The sequence below is a fragment of the Mesorhizobium sp. FG116 genome (genome assembly GCF_057809835.1).
In genome coordinates, this window is the sequence record NZ_JBMDKS010000003.1 from 150,309 (window position 1) to 165,329 (window position 15,021).

Annotated in this window: 18 protein-coding genes; 8 read left to right on the forward strand and 10 right to left on the reverse strand. The window is 61.6% G+C overall.

Going from position 1 to position 15,021, the window contains the following annotated elements:
- Nucleotides 1–3: 3 nt before the first annotated feature.
- The gene (locus tag ACODTY_RS04330) at nt 4–1,782 is read right to left on the reverse strand and encodes a stimulus-sensing domain-containing protein (protein WP_488993169.1); all 1,779 of its coding nucleotides are present in this window, start codon (nt 1,780–1,782) and stop codon (nt 4–6) included.
- A 41-nt stretch (nt 1,783–1,823) separates the two neighbouring features.
- Entirely contained in the window at nt 1,824–2,525 is a 702-nt protein-coding gene (locus tag ACODTY_RS04335) for a response regulator transcription factor (protein WP_488993051.1), read from the reverse strand.
- 327 nt (nt 2,526–2,852) lie between these two features.
- Here ACODTY_RS04335 and ACODTY_RS04340 point away from each other — a divergent pair, with 327 nt between their 5' ends.
- The 4 genes from ACODTY_RS04340 (at nt 2,853) to ACODTY_RS04355 (ending at nt 6,275) form a co-directional block, all read left to right on the forward strand.
- Entirely contained in the window at nt 2,853–4,463 is a 1,611-nt protein-coding gene (locus ACODTY_RS04340) for a phosphoenolpyruvate carboxykinase (RefSeq protein WP_488993052.1), read from the forward strand.
- 86 nt (nt 4,464–4,549) lie between these two features.
- Nucleotides 4,550–4,987, forward strand: coding sequence for an alternative ribosome rescue aminoacyl-tRNA hydrolase ArfB (gene arfB, locus ACODTY_RS04345; protein ID WP_488993053.1), 438 nt, complete (start codon nt 4,550–4,552; stop codon nt 4,985–4,987).
- A gap of 70 nt (nt 4,988–5,057) precedes the next feature.
- Nucleotides 5,058–5,573, forward strand: a complete 516-nt coding sequence (lysM, locus tag ACODTY_RS04350; RefSeq protein WP_488993054.1) for a peptidoglycan-binding protein LysM — start codon at nt 5,058–5,060, stop codon at nt 5,571–5,573.
- A gap of 87 nt (nt 5,574–5,660) precedes the next feature.
- Nucleotides 5,661–6,275, forward strand: a complete 615-nt coding sequence (locus ACODTY_RS04355; RefSeq protein ID WP_488993055.1) for an alpha-ketoglutarate-dependent dioxygenase AlkB family protein — start codon at nt 5,661–5,663, stop codon at nt 6,273–6,275.
- A 262-nt stretch (nt 6,276–6,537) separates the two neighbouring features.
- Here ACODTY_RS04355 and coaA read toward each other — a convergent pair whose 3' ends face one another.
- From coaA to hisB, 8 genes are all read right to left on the reverse strand, one after another.
- Complete coding sequence (coaA, locus tag ACODTY_RS04360) at nt 6,538–7,497, reverse strand: type I pantothenate kinase (RefSeq protein WP_488993056.1); 960 nt, start codon at nt 7,495–7,497, stop codon at nt 6,538–6,540.
- Between the two features lie 24 nt (nt 7,498–7,521).
- A complete protein-coding gene (locus ACODTY_RS04365; protein WP_488993057.1) occupies nt 7,522–7,848 on the reverse strand; it encodes a phosphoribosyl-ATP diphosphatase in 327 nt (108 codons plus the stop codon).
- Between the two features lie 9 nt (nt 7,849–7,857).
- Nucleotides 7,858–8,652, reverse strand: a complete 795-nt coding sequence (hisF, locus tag ACODTY_RS04370; protein WP_488993058.1) for an imidazole glycerol phosphate synthase subunit HisF — start codon at nt 8,650–8,652, stop codon at nt 7,858–7,860.
- 103 nt (nt 8,653–8,755) lie between these two features.
- Nucleotides 8,756–9,592, reverse strand: coding sequence for an arginase family protein (locus ACODTY_RS04375; protein WP_488993059.1), 837 nt, complete (start codon nt 9,590–9,592; stop codon nt 8,756–8,758).
- Nucleotides 9,589–10,338: a 1-(5-phosphoribosyl)-5-[(5-phosphoribosylamino)methylideneamino]imidazole-4-carboxamide isomerase gene (hisA, locus tag ACODTY_RS04380; protein WP_488993060.1), complete on the reverse strand. Its 750-nt coding sequence runs from the start codon at nt 10,336–10,338 to the stop codon at nt 9,589–9,591. Before hisA ends, ACODTY_RS04375 begins: the two co-directional genes overlap by 4 nt.
- The gene (hisH, locus tag ACODTY_RS04385; protein ID WP_488993061.1) at nt 10,335–10,985 is read right to left on the reverse strand and encodes an imidazole glycerol phosphate synthase subunit HisH; all 651 of its coding nucleotides are present in this window, start codon (nt 10,983–10,985) and stop codon (nt 10,335–10,337) included. The genes hisA and hisH overlap by 4 nt, the downstream gene beginning before the upstream one ends.
- Before the next feature lies 1 nt (nt 10,986).
- On the reverse strand, nt 10,987–11,463 hold the full coding sequence (locus tag ACODTY_RS04390) for a DUF2628 domain-containing protein (protein WP_488993062.1): 477 nt from the start codon (nt 11,461–11,463) through the stop codon (nt 10,987–10,989).
- Nucleotides 11,464–11,465: 2 nt separating this feature from the next.
- Complete coding sequence (gene hisB / locus ACODTY_RS04395) at nt 11,466–12,065, reverse strand: imidazoleglycerol-phosphate dehydratase HisB (protein WP_488993063.1); 600 nt, start codon at nt 12,063–12,065, stop codon at nt 11,466–11,468.
- Between the two features lie 221 nt (nt 12,066–12,286).
- On the opposite strand from hisB, the gene hslV reads away from it, so the two are divergent.
- Genes hslV through ACODTY_RS04415 form a run of 4 tightly spaced genes read left to right on the forward strand, consistent with a single transcriptional unit; the run spans nt 12,287 to nt 15,007 of the window.
- Nucleotides 12,287–12,838, forward strand: a complete 552-nt coding sequence (gene hslV / locus ACODTY_RS04400; RefSeq protein WP_488993064.1) for an ATP-dependent protease subunit HslV — start codon at nt 12,287–12,289, stop codon at nt 12,836–12,838.
- A complete protein-coding gene (locus ACODTY_RS04405) occupies nt 12,828–13,349 on the forward strand; it encodes a GNAT family N-acetyltransferase (protein ID WP_488993065.1) in 522 nt (173 codons plus the stop codon). The genes hslV and ACODTY_RS04405 overlap by 11 nt, the downstream gene beginning before the upstream one ends.
- Entirely contained in the window at nt 13,346–13,945 is a 600-nt protein-coding gene (locus ACODTY_RS04410; RefSeq protein ID WP_488993066.1) for a DUF2585 domain-containing protein, read from the forward strand. The genes ACODTY_RS04405 and ACODTY_RS04410 overlap by 4 nt, the downstream gene beginning before the upstream one ends.
- 3 nt (nt 13,946–13,948) lie before the next feature.
- Complete coding sequence (locus ACODTY_RS04415) at nt 13,949–15,007, forward strand: hypothetical protein (RefSeq protein ID WP_488993067.1); 1,059 nt, start codon at nt 13,949–13,951, stop codon at nt 15,005–15,007.
- The last annotated feature ends 14 nt before the right edge of the window (nt 15,008–15,021 follow it).

The following is a 15,021-nucleotide window of genomic DNA, read 5'->3' on the forward strand; positions in this document are numbered from 1 at the left end:
CTGTCACTCGTCGGCCGGCAAGGCAATGACGAAGCGTGCGCCCTTGATATCGCCGGGCTTGGTGCCGGAAATGTTTTCGGCAGCGAGTGTGCCGCCATGTGCTTCCACGATTTGGCGGCTGATCGAAAGACCGAGGCCGGAGTTCTGACCGAAGGCTTCGCCGGCAGGCCTGTCCGTGTAGAAGCGCTCGAAGATGCGCTCGATGGTTTCGGCCCTGATGCCGGGACCATTGTCATCGATGGTAATGATGTTGAACTTGCCGGCGCGCTCAAGCGAAATGGTGATGTTTCCATGCTCATCGGGCACGAAGGAGCGGGCATTTTCGATCAGATTGGTAATGACCTGTCCGAGCCTGAGATCATGGCCGACGACATAAAAGCCCTTCACGCCTTGCGGAAGCTTGGCGATCTTCAGCTCGATTTCGACCGGCTTCTTGTGACGTGAAGCCTCGCGCGAGATGGCGACGAGGTCGGTGACGAATTTCTTCAGGTCGACCCTGGCGGCATCTTCACGCGCCAGTTCCGCATCGAGGCGCGAGGCATCGGAAATGTCGGTTATCAAGCGGTCGAGACGGCGCACGTCGTGCTGGATCACTTCCATCAGCCTGGCGCGCGATGTTTCGTTCTTGGCCAGCGGCAAGGTCTCCACGGCACTGCGCAGCGAGGTGAGCGGGTTCTTCAGTTCGTGGCTGACATCGGCGGCAAAACTCTCGATCGCCTCGATGCGGGCATAGAGCGCGTTGGTCATATCGCGCACCGCGATTGAAAGGTTGCCGATTTCGTCCTGCCTGTCGGAAAAATCCGGGATTTCCTCGCGGTTCTTGACGCCGCGCCGCACCCTGACCGCGGCCGCCGACAGCCGACGCAACGGATTGGCGATGGTCGAGGCCAAAAGAAGCGACAAAAGCGCCGTGACGAGCGCGGCAATACCGAACACGCGAAGGATCGCCTTGCGCTCGGCGGCAACGATCTTGTCGATATCGCCGCCTTCGGTGGACAGCATCAGGACACCAAGCACGGCGCGGAAGCGCTGGATCGGAACCGCGACCGAAACGATCTGCTCGCCCTTTTCCGATATGCGCACCAGAGTGGACGGGCTGCCCGTCAATGCCGTCCGGACTTCCGGGAATGCCGTGCCGTTGCCGCCCGGCTGCTCGTGATAAACAGGCAAGGCCTTGTTGCGGAAGATGTCGAAAACGAACTTCTGCACCCGCTCGAGAAGGTCCGGCTCCTCCTCTTCGACGGAAGGCAGGTCGTAGCGCAGAATCTGGCCGCGCGAATAGAGATGGCGCGAATCGAGCAGCAGATTGGCGTCGCGGTCATAGATGCGGGCGCGCGTGCGCGTCGGCGAAATCAATCGCCGCAGCACCGGGGCGACGCGCTCCGGGTTGATGGGAAAATCGAGATTATCAAGGGCATCGGACCCCGGCGCGATGCTTTCGCCCGCCTGCAATTCAAGCAGTTTTTCCGGATCGATGCTGATCGAATCCGTTTCGACGGTGGCCGAAGCTGCAATGGCGCCGGCGATGATTTCGCCTTGCGTCATCAGGCTTTCGACGCGCGCATCGATCAGCCCGTCGCGGAAGGTGTTGAGATAGAGGATGCCGACGACCAGGACGGCAAGGCCGGCGAGGTTGAGGAAAAGAATGCGGCGGGTCAGGCTGGAGAAAATATGATGGCCGAGGAAGCGGCGCATAGGCACCGTCAGCTTCGACAAGGCGGAAGGCGCCCGACGCGTCGTGCGTCTGGCGGTGCTTGCCGGCTTGTTCAGCTCTGCTTCCATGGCCATCTGTCAGCAGCCCCCGCTGCGCTCAGGGCCGGCTTCTAGGCCTCCTTGAACCGGTAGCCGACGCCGTACAATGTTTCGATCATCTCGAAGTCGTCATCGACAACCTTGAACTTCTTGCGAAGCCGCTTGATGTGGCTGTCGATGGTGCGATCATCGACATAGACCTGCTCATCATAGGCTGAATCCATCAAGGCATCACGGCTTTTCACCACGCCGGGGCGCTGGGCCAGCGAATGCAGGATCAGGAATTCGGTGACGGTCAGCGTTACCGGCTCGCCTTTCCAGGTGCAGGTGTGACGCTCCTGGTCCATGACCAGCTGGCCACGCTCCAGCGAGCGGCTTTGCTGGGCAGGCGTCTTCGCCGCCGTTTCGCGGGCGCCGGCGCGCCTCAGCACCGCCTTGACCCGTTCCACCAGCAGGCGCTGCGAGAACGGTTTCCTGATGAAATCGTCGGCGCCCATCTTGAGGCCGAACAATTCGTCGATCTCGTCGTCCTTCGAAGTCAGGAAGATCACCGGAAGATCGGTCTTCTGGCGCATGCGGCGCAAAAGCTCCATGCCGTCCATGCGCGGCATCTTGATGTCGAGGATGGCAAGGCTCGGCGGCCTTGCTGCGAGGCCCTCCAGCGCCGACGCACCGTCCGTGTAGGTCTCGACCCGATACCCCTCAGATTCAAGGGCGATCGAGACCGAGGTCAGGATATTGCGGTCGTCGTCGACAAGCGCGATTGTTGCCATTTCGAGCGGCTCCCTCATGGGCGAATGTCCCTTCGTCGTGAAGAAGGGCGCTTTTGCAGGACAAATTAGGTACAAAATGTGGCGCGCCGCTGCAACTGCAACTCCGACGCTACGCCATACTCAAATCATGGGTAAGACGCCGAGGCCAACCCGATCCTTTGGACAACTCTCCGACTTTTGCCATATCTAAACGATTTAAACAACTTTCAAATTTTTTAAATCGATTAATGATTTGATATCGTTTGGTTTTTCTGGTTCTGACCAGAGCAAGCCTCGGCACAGGCGGCTCCACGCATATGACATCCGTCGCATATTGAAAGGACCTTCATGTCGGAACTCGGCAAACGAAACCCTGCATTCGGCATCGATGCGGTGGGACTCAAGACATCCGGCACGGTGCGCTACAATTTCGGTGCATCGGCACTTTACGAAGAGGCGATCCGTCGCGGCGAGGCACGCCTCAGCGCGCATGGCGCACTCGTCGCCGAGACCGGACAACACACCGGCCGTTCGGCAAAGGACAAGTTCGTCGTACGTGACGAAAACACCGAACCGCATGTCTGGTGGGACGCCAACAAGGCAATGTCGCCGGCGCAGTTCGATACGCTTCTGGCCGATTTCCTTGCCCATGCGGCCGACAAGGATCTCTATGTGCAGGATCTCGTCGGCGGCGCCGACAAGGACCTCAACCTACCGACCCGCGTCGTTACCGAGCTTGCCTGGCACTCGCTGTTCATCCGCAACCTCCTGATCCGACCAGAGGCGGACAGCCTTGCCGATTTCACCGCGAAGATGACGATCATCGACCTGCCGTCGTTCCGCGCTGATCCCGCGCGCCACGGCACGCGCACCGAAACGGTGATCGCGCTCGACCTCACCCGCATGATCGTGCTCATCGGCGGCACCTCCTATGCCGGCGAGATGAAGAAGTCGGTGTTTTCCGCGCTCAACTACCTGTTGCCGCAGCAAGGCGTCATGCCCATGCACTGCTCGGCCAACGAAGGTCCCAATGGCGATGCCGCTGTGTTCTTCGGCCTTTCCGGCACCGGAAAGACGACGTTGTCGGCCGATCCGTCGCGCACACTGATCGGTGACGACGAGCATGGCTGGGGACCGCAGGGCGTCTTCAACTTCGAGGGCGGCTGCTATGCCAAGACGATCCGGCTTTCGGCCGAAGCCGAGCCCGAGATTTTCGCGACCACGCAGCGTTTCGGCACTGTGCTCGAAAACGTCATTCTCGATGAACAGCGCGTTCCCGATTTCGACGACGGACGGCTGACAGAGAACACGCGCTGCGCCTACCCGCTCAACTTCATTCCCAACGCCAGCGCGACGGGACAGGCAAGCCACCCGAAGAATATCATCATGCTGACCGCCGATGCCTTCGGCGTGATGCCGCCGATTGCCCGGCTGACCCCGGCGCAGGCGATGTACCATTTCCTGTCCGGTTACACAGCCAAGGTGGCTGGCACGGAAAAGGGCGTGACCGAACCGGAAGCGACATTTTCCACCTGCTTCGGCGCGCCGTTCATGCCGCGTCATCCTTCCGAGTACGGCAATTTGCTGCGCGAACTGATCGCACGTCACAATGTCGATTGCTGGCTGGTCAACACCGGCTGGACCGGCGGCGCCTATGGCACCGGCAAGCGCATGCCGATCAAGGCGACGCGGGCTCTGCTCGCAGCGGCGCTGGACGGCTCACTCAAGCAGGCGGAATTCCGCACCGATGCCACTTTCGGCTTCGAAGTGCCGGTTGCCCTGCCCGGTATCGACGGGTCGATCCTCGATCCGCGCGCCACCTGGGCGGACAAGGCGGCCTATGACCGCCAGGCGGCCAAGCTGGTCGGCATGTTCATCGACAATTTCGGCAAGTTCGAGAGCCATGTCGATGCGCTTGTGCTGAGTGCTGCGCCGCATTTGCAGCAGGCTGCGGAATAAATTCGGACGCACATCCAATGAATGCGAGAAAGGCCCGGTTTCGATCGGGCCTTTTCTTTTGACCGCCAAGGCATCATGACTGCGCCATGAGTGCCGACGAGAACATCGAGATCGCGCCGGAAGCGATCATCTATCCCGACGACCTGAGCGAGACGTTCATCCGTTCCTCGGGGCCGGGCGGACAAAACGTCAACAAGGTCGCGACCGCGGTGCAGCTGCGCTTCGACGCCGCCAATGCGCCCGGCCTGTCCGAACGCGTCAGGGCGCGCACCATCAAGCTGGCCGGCCAGCGCGCCACCAAGGACGGCGTCATCGTCATCGAGGCCGGACGCTTCCGTACCCAGGAGCAGAACCGCGCCGATGCCCGCGCGCGCTTGACCGAACTGGTCGCCAAGGCCGCCGAGCCACCGCCGCCGCCGCGCAGGAAGACCAAGCCGACCAAGGGTTCGGTCGAAAGGCGGCTGAAATCGAAGGCTGGCCGCTCCACGGTCAAGAAATTGCGCGGCAAAGTAGAGAACGACTGACGCCAAATTGGCATCTTCCCATTTGCGGTTGCACCTGCCAAAACGGAGCGGTGCAGCAATGGAGGCCACTATGGGCATTTTCGACTTCGTGAAAAATGTCGGCGCAAAGCTCGGCTTTGGCGACGATGAAACCCCCAACGCCGACGCGCTCAAGAAGGAGCTCGAATCACACAAGCTCGGCACCGACAAGGTCGACATCGAAGTGCGCGGCGATACCGCAGTGCTCAAGGGCGTGGTCAAGGACCAGTCGATCTTCGAAAAAGCGATCATTGCCGTCGGCAACACGCTCGGCGTCTCGAAGGTGCAGGCCGACGAACTGAAGGTGGTCGCACCCGATTCCGGCCTCAAGCTCGACGGCAATGTCGACATGACCGAACTGGTCAAGGCTTCGACGCCTGCCAAGGAACCGGTCTTCTACACGGTCAAGAAAGGCGACAACCTGTCGAAGATCGCCGAAGCCCAATACGGCAAGGGCAAGGCCTCAAAGTACACGGTGATCTTCGAGGCCAACAAGCCGATGCTCAAGCATCCCGACAAGATCTATCCCGGCCAGGTGCTGCGCATTCCGGACATCGCACAGGCCTGATAAAACCGGCTACCTCTTGTTCAAACGGCGGCTTTCGGGTCGCCGTTTCCTTTTGAATCGGACACACTGGGCAAAAAGAGGAACACGATGGCCGATTTGCCCGACGGCGTGCGCCACTTGCCCGGCTTCCTGTCGCCGCAAGCGCAGGCCGCTTTGGTCGAAGACATCAGGAACGTGGTCGAGGCCGCTCCGCTCTACGTGCCGGCAATGCCGAAGACCGGCAAGGAAATGAGCGTGCGCATGACCAATTGCGGATCGCTCGGCTGGGTGACGGACAAGGAACGCGGCTATCGCTACCAGCCGACCCATCCGGTGACAGGCCAGCCATGGCCGTCAATCCCGGCAGCACTCATGGCCCTTTGGCAAGAGGTCGCCGACTATCCGCACAGGCCGGAAGCCTGCCTTGTCAATTTCTACTCGGCCAGTGCCCGCATGGGCCTGCATCAGGACCGCGACGAAACCGATCTTTTGGCGCCTGTCGTCTCAGTTTCGCTCGGCGACGACTGCCTGTTTCGCGTCGGTCCGCCGCAGCGCAGTGCAAAGACCGTGTCCCTGCGTCTGCAAAGTGGCGATGTTCTTGTCCTCGGAGGCGAAGGGCGGCTGGCCTATCACGGCGTCGACCGCATCTACCCAGATACTTCAACGCTGCTCAAGAACAGCGGCCGCATCAACCTGACCCTGCGCCGGGTGACGAAACCCTAGGGTCAGGACCTGTTAATATGACTGGAATGGCGTTCGAAATGGCGAGAGATGCAAGGAAAAGTCCGTGGAGCGGGGTGGTTCCCCCGGTCGAGGACTTTGACGCAGCAGTTCGACGCCAGTTCGATCGTCCTACGGATCGGGCGGATTTGCACGGGCTACAGTGTCGCAAAGCCTTGAAAGGCTTCAGCCTTCCAGCGGCTTCGCTCCTCGTATCCGCACAAATCCGCTCCGACCATTTCAGCCAGATTAATAGGTCCTGACCCTAAAGCTTTCTCAGCGCTACTTCCTCGACCAGATGGTCGGCGCCCTTGCGCAGGATGAGGTCAGCGCGGGCGCGCGTCGGCAGGATGTTTTCGCGCAGGTTCTTCAGGTTGATGTTGCTCCACAAGCCTTCGCCGATGGCGCGCGCCGCACTTTCCGACAGCTTGGAATAGCGGTGGAAGAAAGAGTCCGGATTGCGGAACGCCGTCTCGCGCAGGCGCATGAAGCGGGCGATATACCAGTCGTGGATACGCTCCTCGTCCGCATCGATGTAGATCGAGAAATCGAAGAAGTCCGACAGGAACGGCACGATCTTGCCGTCGCTCGGCAGCTTGCCGGGCTGAAGCACATTGATGCCCTCGAAGATCAGGATATCCGGCCGATCGATGGTGATGAACTGGTCGGGAATAACGTCATACGTCAGGTGCGAATAGACTGGTGCCTGCACATCCTTCTGGCCGGACTTGATCGCCGACAGGAACCGCAGCAGCGCGCCGACGTCATAGCTTTCCGGAAAACCCTTGCGCTCCATCAGGTTCTCGCGGCGCAGGATTTCATTCGGCAGCAGGAAGCCGTCGGTGGTGATGAGATCGACCTTGGGGCTAGACGGCCACCGCGCCAAAAGCTCCTTCAGCACGCGCGCAGTGGTCGACTTGCCGACCGCGACCGATCCGGCGATGCCGATGATGAACGGAGTCTTGGTCGCCGTCTGCACGTTGAAGAAGGCGCGCCGCTGGGCAAACAGCAACTGGCTGGCCTCGACATGCGCCGACAAAAGCCGCGACAGCGACAAATAGATGCGCCGCACCTCGTCGAGATCGACAGGGTCGTTGAGGGAACGGAGGCGGTCGATTTCCTCGCCGGACAGCGTCAGTGGCGTATCGGCGCGGAATTTGGCCCATTCCTGGGCCGAGAAAAACAGATAGGGCGAGTATTTCGCGGTCGGCGCAAGCTGGTCCATCGCGTCTCCTGCCCTTCGTCGCAGTCAGCCAGACTGCGGTCGTGAAGCCTTCTCGGCAATGCCTGAGCGGCCGGTGCGCCTCTCCAGCTCCGCCAGCACGTCATCAAGCGAAATGCCCGCGATCGCCAACACCACGAGCCAATGATAGAGGAGATCGGCACTTTCCGAAATCACCGCTTTGGTATCGCCCTTCACTGCGGCAATCACCGTCTCAACCGCTTCTTCGCCAAGCTTTTGCGCGGCCTTGTCCATGCCCTTGGCAAATAGCTTCGCCGTCCAGGATTCCGGATCCCCGGAACTGGCGCGCTCACGGATTGTCGTTTCCAGGTCTGATAGCGAAAAACTGGCCATTTGCGCCGTCTAGGATTGTTTGGCTTCGGAGTCGAGTCGCATCGGCAAGCCGGCAGCGGCCATGTGTTCCTTCGCTTCCCGCACCGAATATGTGCCGAAATGGAAGATCGAGGCAGCGAGCACCGCCGTAGCGTGTCCGTCGCGGATACCTGCCACCATGTGGTCGAGGTTGCCGACACCGCCGGAAGCGATCACCGGCGCGCGCACGGCGTCCGCCACGGCGCGCGTCAGCGCGATGTCATAGCCGATCTTGGTGCCGTCGCGGTCCATCGAGGTAAGCAGGATTTCGCCGGCGCCAAGGTCAACGACCTTTTCGGCGAACTCGACGGCGTCGATGCCGGTTTTCTCGCGCCCGCCATGGGTGAATATCTCCCAGCGGTCGGCTTCTCCGGCCCCGCTCACCTTCTTGGCGTCGATGGCGACGACAATGCACTGGTTGCCGAACTTGTCGGCGGCTTCCGCTACGAAGTTTGGGTTCTTCACCGCTGCGGTATTGATCGACACCTTGTCTGCGCCTGCAAGCAACAGCTTGCGGATGTCGGCGACCTGCCGCACGCCGCCGCCGACGGTCAGCGGCATGAAGCACTGCTCGGCAGTGCGCGCGATCACATCGAAGATCGTCTCCCGGTTCTCCGACGAGGCCGTAATGTCGAGAAAGCACAGTTCGTCGGCCCCGGCTGCGTCATAGGCCTTGGCCGCTTCGACCGGATCGCCGGCATCGACCAGATCGACGAAATTGACGCCCTTGACGACGCGCCCGTCCTTCACGTCGAGGCAGGGGATTACGCGAGCCTTGAGGGTCAAAGGACGGCCTCCATTCTTGTCTGCGCGTCCTCGCCGCTATGCGGCTGCGGGCGACGCGGGCCGTCCTTCACGTCGAGGCATGGAATGACTCTGGCCTTCAGCATCAGATTCGCTCCAATGCTGCCACGAGATCGACCAGCAGGTGGCCGGTAACCGGAGGCACCTCTCCTTGCGGATCGAAGGCCGGATCGTAGGCCGAAACCGTCACGCCCGTTATCGGAACCGAGCGGCCGATGCTGCAAACAGCCTCGCGCAACTGCTCGGGGCTGGGGCCGCCGGGTGTCGCATAGCGATTGACCTGCAGGAAATCCGGGTTGTGCACATCGAGGTCGAGATGCAGGTGGGTGCGCTTGGCCCCGCTTGCATTCAGCTTGCCGGCCTTTTCGGCGGCGTTGGCGCATTCGGCGCGCATCACCGACAAGGTGTCCAGCAGTTTGCGCTCGTCGGGATCGAGGTCGCGGGCATCGACCAGAAGGCAGCGCGCAGGATCGATCGGGCGAAACCCGCGGATCGTCTTTGAGATCGGGCGCCAGCACAGGCCGAGCACGGTGGACAGCGCCATCCCGTCGAGAAAGCCGAAGGACGATGTCTCAGGCGTATTGATATCACCATGCTGGTCGAACCAGATGATGGAGTCTGCAACCTCGCCGGCGACGGCACCCGCCGCCGTCAGGCAGTTGCCTGCCAGCACGATCGGAAAGCGATCATGGTCGATGGCGTGGCCAACCTTGTTGCCAACCGCCCTGCACACGGCAAAGCCGGTGGCGATCTCGCGTTCCTGCGCGTCGCCGACCTGCCCGATATCCTCAACCGTCACATCGTGTCCCGCCAGGGTCAGGGCCTCGACCAGCCCGCCTGCAACAAGCGCCTCCGGCCCCTGTCCGAAGCCTGACTGGTAGTGGCCGCTGTCATAGGCTGCGAGGATGACCGAGAGTTTCATTGCACTCCGCTCCGGTTGCGTGCTTCACGCAATATAGTGAGCGCTTCATCGGGGTCGATGCGTCCATCGTAAAGCGCCCGGCCGGAAATCGCGCCTTCCAGCTTGCGGGCATCCGGCATGGTCATGCGCACAATGTCCGCGACAGAGGCAAGGCCGCCGGATGCGATCACCGGGATCGAAACGGCGTCGGCCAGATCGATGGTTGAATTCCAGTTGATGCCGGTCAAAACGCCGTCGCGGTCGATGTCGGTGTAGATGATGGCCGCGACGCCCGCGCCCTCGAACTTCTTTGCCAGTTCGATGACGCCGAGGCTCGACGCTTCCGCCCATCCCTCGACCGCCACCTTGCCGCCCTTGGCATCTATCCCGACGGCGATCTTGCCGGGGAATGCCTTGCACGCCTGCTTGACAAGATCGGGATCGCGCACCGCGACCGTGCCGAGGATCACCCGCGCTAGGCCGCGATCCAGCCAGTCCTCGATCTGAGGCAGCGTACGAATGCCGCCGCCGAGCTGCACGGGGTTCTTGGTCGCCTTGAGAATCGCTCCAACCGAGGCGGCGTTGACGCTCTGGCCCTTGAAGGCGCCGTTCAGATCGACGACGTGCAGCCACTCGAAGCCTTGGTCCTCGAACGCCTTGGCCTGCGCCGCGGGGTCTTCGTTGTAGACCGTGGCGGTCGCCATGTCGCCGAGCTTCAGGCGCACGCATTTGCCGTCCTTGAGGTCGATGGCGGGGAAAAGGATCAAGGCTTCCACCTCAGGAAATTGGCAATGAGAGCAAGGCCGAGCGCCTGGCTTTTTTCAGGATGGAACTGGGTACCGGCAAGATTGTCCCGCGCTACCGCAGCCGTAACAGTCCCGCCATAGTCAGCCACGGCCAACACCTGATCCGGCCGCGTGGCGTCGAGGTGATAGGAATGGACGAAATAGGCGTGCAGGCCGTCCGAACCCGTCTTGATGCCGGCAAACAACGGATGCTCGCGGCGCAGCTCGATTGTGTTCCAGCCGATCTGGGGAACCTTCAATGCCGGATCGGCAGGGGTGATTTCCTTCACGTCGCCCGCGATCCAGCCGAAGCCCCTGGTGACGGTCTTTTCAAGCCCGCGCTCCGACATCAGCTGCATGCCAACGCAAATTCCGAGAAACGGCCGGCCCTTGGTGATAGCTGTCTCTTCAACCGCCTCCCACATGCCGTCCACGGCGCGCAGGCCCGCGGCACAATCGGCATAGGCGCCCACCCCCGGCAGCACGATGCGGTCAGCACTGCGAACGCGTTCGGGATCGGCAGTCAGGTCGATATCTGCGTCAATGCCCGCCTCACGTGCGGCGCGCTCAAAAGCCTTGGTCGCCGAGCGCAGATTGCCCGAGCCGTAGTCGATGATGGCAACGCGCATGTCAGGGCCTTTGGGGATAGGAAACGAGGCCGAGCGTCGCCTGCGTGGAGCGGGGCGCGGCTGCGGCAGGCACGATGGTGACGGCAGGCTCCGTTGCTACCGGTTCTTCCGTGGCGGCGAGGCTGTATCTGAGGTCAGCAGTGTCGGCCCGGTCGGCTTCGATAACGCCCCAGTCCTGCCAGCCGCGCCGGCGCAGCGCCGCAACCCGCATCGCCTGCCCTTCCAGCCCGACATAAAGCGAGACCAAAAGGCCAAGCAGCCCGCCCACCAGTGGCAGGTTCAATGCCTCGCCCAACCCCGAAAACAAGGCCATTGCCAGGAAGGCGAGTATCGCCTCAAGCCAGAGGCGATGCCACAGAAGCCAGAGCGGTGGCACCAAAAATCCCAGCCACGAATAGCCGTCGCGCAGGAAGACCGCCTGTTCCAGCCGTTGCTCGGGACTGCCGCCCGGCGGCAGCATAACCACATAGCTAGCCATGCCTATCCCTTCAGAGATCCCTTGGTGGAAGGCACCGCGTCGGGCTGGCGCGGATCGGCTTCGGTGGCGGCGCGCAGCGCTCGCGCCACCGCCTTGAAGCAGGTTTCGGCAATGTGGTGGTTGTTGGCGCCGTAGTGGTTGGTCACGTGCAGCGTGATGCCCGCGTGCTGGGACAGCGCCTGGAAGAATTCGCGCACCAATTCGGTATCGAAGGTGCCGATCTTCGGCGAGGAAAAGCCGACATTCCAGACAAGGAACGGGCGTCCCGACACATCAATTGCCGCGCGCGTCAGCGTCTCGTCCATGGCAAGGTCGATCGAGGCATAGCGCATGATGCCGCGCCGCTCGCCGAGCGCCTTGGCAAGCGCCTGCCCGAGCACGATGCCGGTATCTTCCACCGTGTGGTGATCGTCGATGTGCAGGTCACCCTTGGCCTTCACCGTCATGTCGATCAGCGAATGGCGCGACAACTGGTCGAGCATGTGGTCGAAGAAGCCGACGCCGGTCGAAATGTCGGACTTGCCGCTGCCGTCGACATGCACGGAAACCGTGATCTCGGTTTCCTTCGTCTTGCGGCTCACCTCGGCGGAACGGAGTGACATCACATGATCCTCGTCGCTGCACTGGCAAAAGTCGATGACTTCAGCGCTTGAAAGCGAGAGCCTTCTAGCAGCATGATCCGGCGATTGCCAGTTTACAAAGCAGGCTGCGGCGCTTGATCCTTGCCAGTTTGCAATCGGCCATTTGCAGCATACATATGCGAAAATATTCCTCGTAACGCGCCAATCGCCTAGGAAGGGATGGCGCGACATCGGAGCTACATATGTCCAATGAACTTTCCATGCACGCCACGACCATCGTGACCGTGCGTAAGGGCGGCAAGGTGGTGATTGCCGGCGACGGCCAGGTCAGCCTTGGCCAGACCATCATGAAGGGCAACGCGAAAAAGGTTCGCCGCATCGGTAAGGGCGGCAATGTCATCGCCGGTTTTGCGGGCGCCACCGCCGACGCCTTCACCCTTCTGGAGCGTCTGGAAGCCAAGCTCGAACAATATCCCGACCAGTTGACACGCGCCTGCGTCGAACTCGCCAAGGACTGGCGCACCGACCGTTATCTGCGCCGGCTGGAAGCGATGATGCTGGTCGCCGACAAGTCGGTGTCGCTGGCGCTTACCGGCAATGGCGACGTGCTGGAACCGGAAGACGGCGTCATGGCCATCGGTTCCGGCGGCAACTATGCGCTCGCGGCCGCCCGCGCGCTGATCGACACCGACAAGGATGCCGAGGAGATCGCCCGCAAGGCAATGCAGATCGCATCCGACATCTGCGTCTACACCAACAACAATTTCGTCGTCGAAGTCATCGATGCGGCCTGAACAGGCCGCCATCTATGATTTTCGGCCGGTCACAAGGGCTGACCTGCCTTTGATCGCAAGGTGGCTTGCCGAACCGCATGTGGCCGAATGGTGGGATGACCCGCAACAGGAACTCGCCGCCATTCGCGACCATATCGACAGCGTCTCGGTCGAACCGCTGATCGCCGAACTCGATGGAAAGGCGATCGCCTACCTGCAGGCCTACGATCCGCATATGGAAGACGATCACCCCTATGCGGACCAGCCCTTCGGCACGCTCGGCATCGACCTCACCATCGGTGTGCCGGACCTGATCGGCATCGGCCATGGCTCGGCCATCGTCAGGCAATTCGTGGCGGAATTGTTCGAGGAAGGCGCGCCGCGCGTCGTCATCGACCCGCATCCGGACAATGGCCGCGCCATTCGTGCCTATGAAAAGGCAGGTTTTCGTTCACTTGGCGAAAGAACGTCGCAATATGGTCGCGTATTGCTGATGGCAATCGATTCGCCAGAGGGGGACATAGACGAATGACAGATGCAGCCAATCGCGGCGGGCCGGCGGCTTTGCAGCTTTCATGGCGGGCGGGGCTCGCGGTTGTCGCTGGCCTCATCGCCATTCAGGCCATCGTGCTCTACTGGCAAGGCCATCCGGCGATCTGCACCTGCGGCTACGTGAAACTCTGGCAAGGCGTGGTCGTCAGTTCGGAAAACTCCCAGCATATCGCCGACTGGTACACGTTCTCCCATGTCATCCACGGCTTCCTGTTCTATTTCCTGCTTTGGCTGGTACTGCGCAGCTCGTCCATCTGGACAAGGCTTTCGCTAGCCACACTGATCGAGGCCGGCTGGGAAATCCTCGAGAACAGCCCCATCATCATCAACCGCTACCGCGAAGCGACCATCTCGCTCGACTACTTCGGCGATTCGATCCTGAATTCGGTGTCCGACACGCTGTTCATGGTGCTCGGCTTCTTCCTCGCCGCCCGCCTGCCAGTCTGGGTAACCGTGGTGCTGGCAATCGCGTTTGAAATCGTCGTCGGCTACCTGATCCGCGATAATTTGACGCTCAACGTCCTGATGCTGGTGTACCCGTTGGATGCCGTCAAAGCGTGGCAAGGAGGGCTTTGAGGCATGGCGGCCACCCCTTCAGCTTCCATTTCGGCCACGACGCTCGATCGCGCTGTCGCACAGGGCGTGTTGACGACCCAACAAGTGGAAATGTTGCAATATCTGGAAGGCAATGCCGCAGCCGCATCGCCCGCAGATCAAGTCGATGACGAGCAATTCCGCTTCATCAACGGCTTCGGCGACATTTTCGTCACCATCGGCATCGCGCTTTTCCTCAGCGCATTGTCTTACTTTGCCAGCCAATCGCTTGGCGGGTTTGGCTGCGGGTTGGTGGTTGCGGCTGCAAGCTGGCTGCTGGCGGAATATTTCGCCCGCCAGCGCCGTATGGCGCTGCCCAGCATCGTCCTGCTTCTGGCCTTTGCGGCTTCGATCTTCATCGCCGCATTGCTTCTTGCATCGGGCCTCGACGACTTCAGCCTGAGCGTCGTCACCAACGAGAACTGGCCGGTGGTCATTGCAGGCCTTGTCACCATTGCCGCGACTGCGCTGCACTACCGGCGCTTTCATATCCCGATCACCTTTGCCGCCGGTGTCGCGGCCCTGGTCGCCAGCGTGTTGGGGCTTGTGTTCGGCGTTGTACCGGATCTTGCCGAAACGTTCGCCCGGCCGATACTCCTGGCTTGCGGCATCGGCGTGTTTGCGCTCGCCATGCGTTTCGATCTCAGCGACCCGAAGCGCCAGACCCGGCGCACCGACATCGCCTTCTGGCTGCACATGCTGGCCGCGCCGCTGGTCGTCCATCCGCTTGTCAGTGGCCTGATCGGAACCGGCGGCCTGACCATCGCCGCTTCGGTCGGCATCCTCGCCATCTTCCTCGGCCTTGCCATCGTCGCCGTTCTGGTCGACCGGCGCGCGGTGCTTGTCTCCGGCCTTTCCTATGCCGGCATCGCCTTCGGCTCGCTGATCACGCAGATCGGCTTCAGCCAAGGTGTTGTGCCGCTGACCATGCTGGTGCTGGGAGCCCTGGTGCTTTCGCTCAGCGCCGGCTGGCATAGCCTGCGCAATCGCCTGCTCGCCCTGTTGCCGGCGGGTCTTGTACGCCGGCTGCCGTCTCATACATAAACGCCATCCTCGTT

What these genes read in the sequence shown, in the direction of transcription:
- ACODTY_RS04330 (WP_488993169.1), bottom strand. Translation starts at nt 1,782, where the DNA reads ATGGAAGCAGAGCTGAACAAGCCGGCAAGCACCGCCAGACGCACGACG.
- ACODTY_RS04335 (WP_488993051.1), bottom strand. Translation starts at nt 2,525, where the DNA reads ATGGCAACAATCGCGCTTGTCGACGACGACCGCAATATCCTGACCTCG.
- ACODTY_RS04340 (WP_488993052.1), top strand. Translation starts at nt 2,853, where the DNA reads ATGTCGGAACTCGGCAAACGAAACCCTGCATTCGGCATCGATGCGGTG.
- arfB (WP_488993053.1), top strand. Translation starts at nt 4,550, where the DNA reads ATGAGTGCCGACGAGAACATCGAGATCGCGCCGGAAGCGATCATCTAT.
- lysM (WP_488993054.1), top strand. Translation starts at nt 5,058, where the DNA reads ATGGGCATTTTCGACTTCGTGAAAAATGTCGGCGCAAAGCTCGGCTTT.
- ACODTY_RS04355 (WP_488993055.1), top strand. Translation starts at nt 5,661, where the DNA reads ATGGCCGATTTGCCCGACGGCGTGCGCCACTTGCCCGGCTTCCTGTCG.
- coaA (WP_488993056.1), bottom strand. Translation starts at nt 7,497, where the DNA reads ATGGACCAGCTTGCGCCGACCGCGAAATACTCGCCCTATCTGTTTTTC.
- ACODTY_RS04365 (WP_488993057.1), bottom strand. Translation starts at nt 7,848, where the DNA reads ATGGCCAGTTTTTCGCTATCAGACCTGGAAACGACAATCCGTGAGCGC.
- ACODTY_RS04375 (WP_488993059.1), bottom strand. Translation starts at nt 9,592, where the DNA reads ATGAAACTCTCGGTCATCCTCGCAGCCTATGACAGCGGCCACTACCAG.
- hisH (WP_488993061.1), bottom strand. Translation starts at nt 10,985, where the DNA reads ATGCGCGTTGCCATCATCGACTACGGCTCGGGCAATCTGCGCTCGGCG.
- ACODTY_RS04390 (WP_488993062.1), bottom strand. Translation starts at nt 11,463, where the DNA reads ATGGCTAGCTATGTGGTTATGCTGCCGCCGGGCGGCAGTCCCGAGCAA.
- hisB (WP_488993063.1), bottom strand. Translation starts at nt 12,065, where the DNA reads ATGTCACTCCGTTCCGCCGAGGTGAGCCGCAAGACGAAGGAAACCGAG.
- hslV (WP_488993064.1), top strand. Translation starts at nt 12,287, where the DNA reads ATGTCCAATGAACTTTCCATGCACGCCACGACCATCGTGACCGTGCGT.
- ACODTY_RS04405 (WP_488993065.1), top strand. Translation starts at nt 12,828, where the DNA reads ATGCGGCCTGAACAGGCCGCCATCTATGATTTTCGGCCGGTCACAAGG.
- ACODTY_RS04410 (WP_488993066.1), top strand. Translation starts at nt 13,346, where the DNA reads ATGACAGATGCAGCCAATCGCGGCGGGCCGGCGGCTTTGCAGCTTTCA.
- ACODTY_RS04415 (WP_488993067.1), top strand. Translation starts at nt 13,949, where the DNA reads ATGGCGGCCACCCCTTCAGCTTCCATTTCGGCCACGACGCTCGATCGC.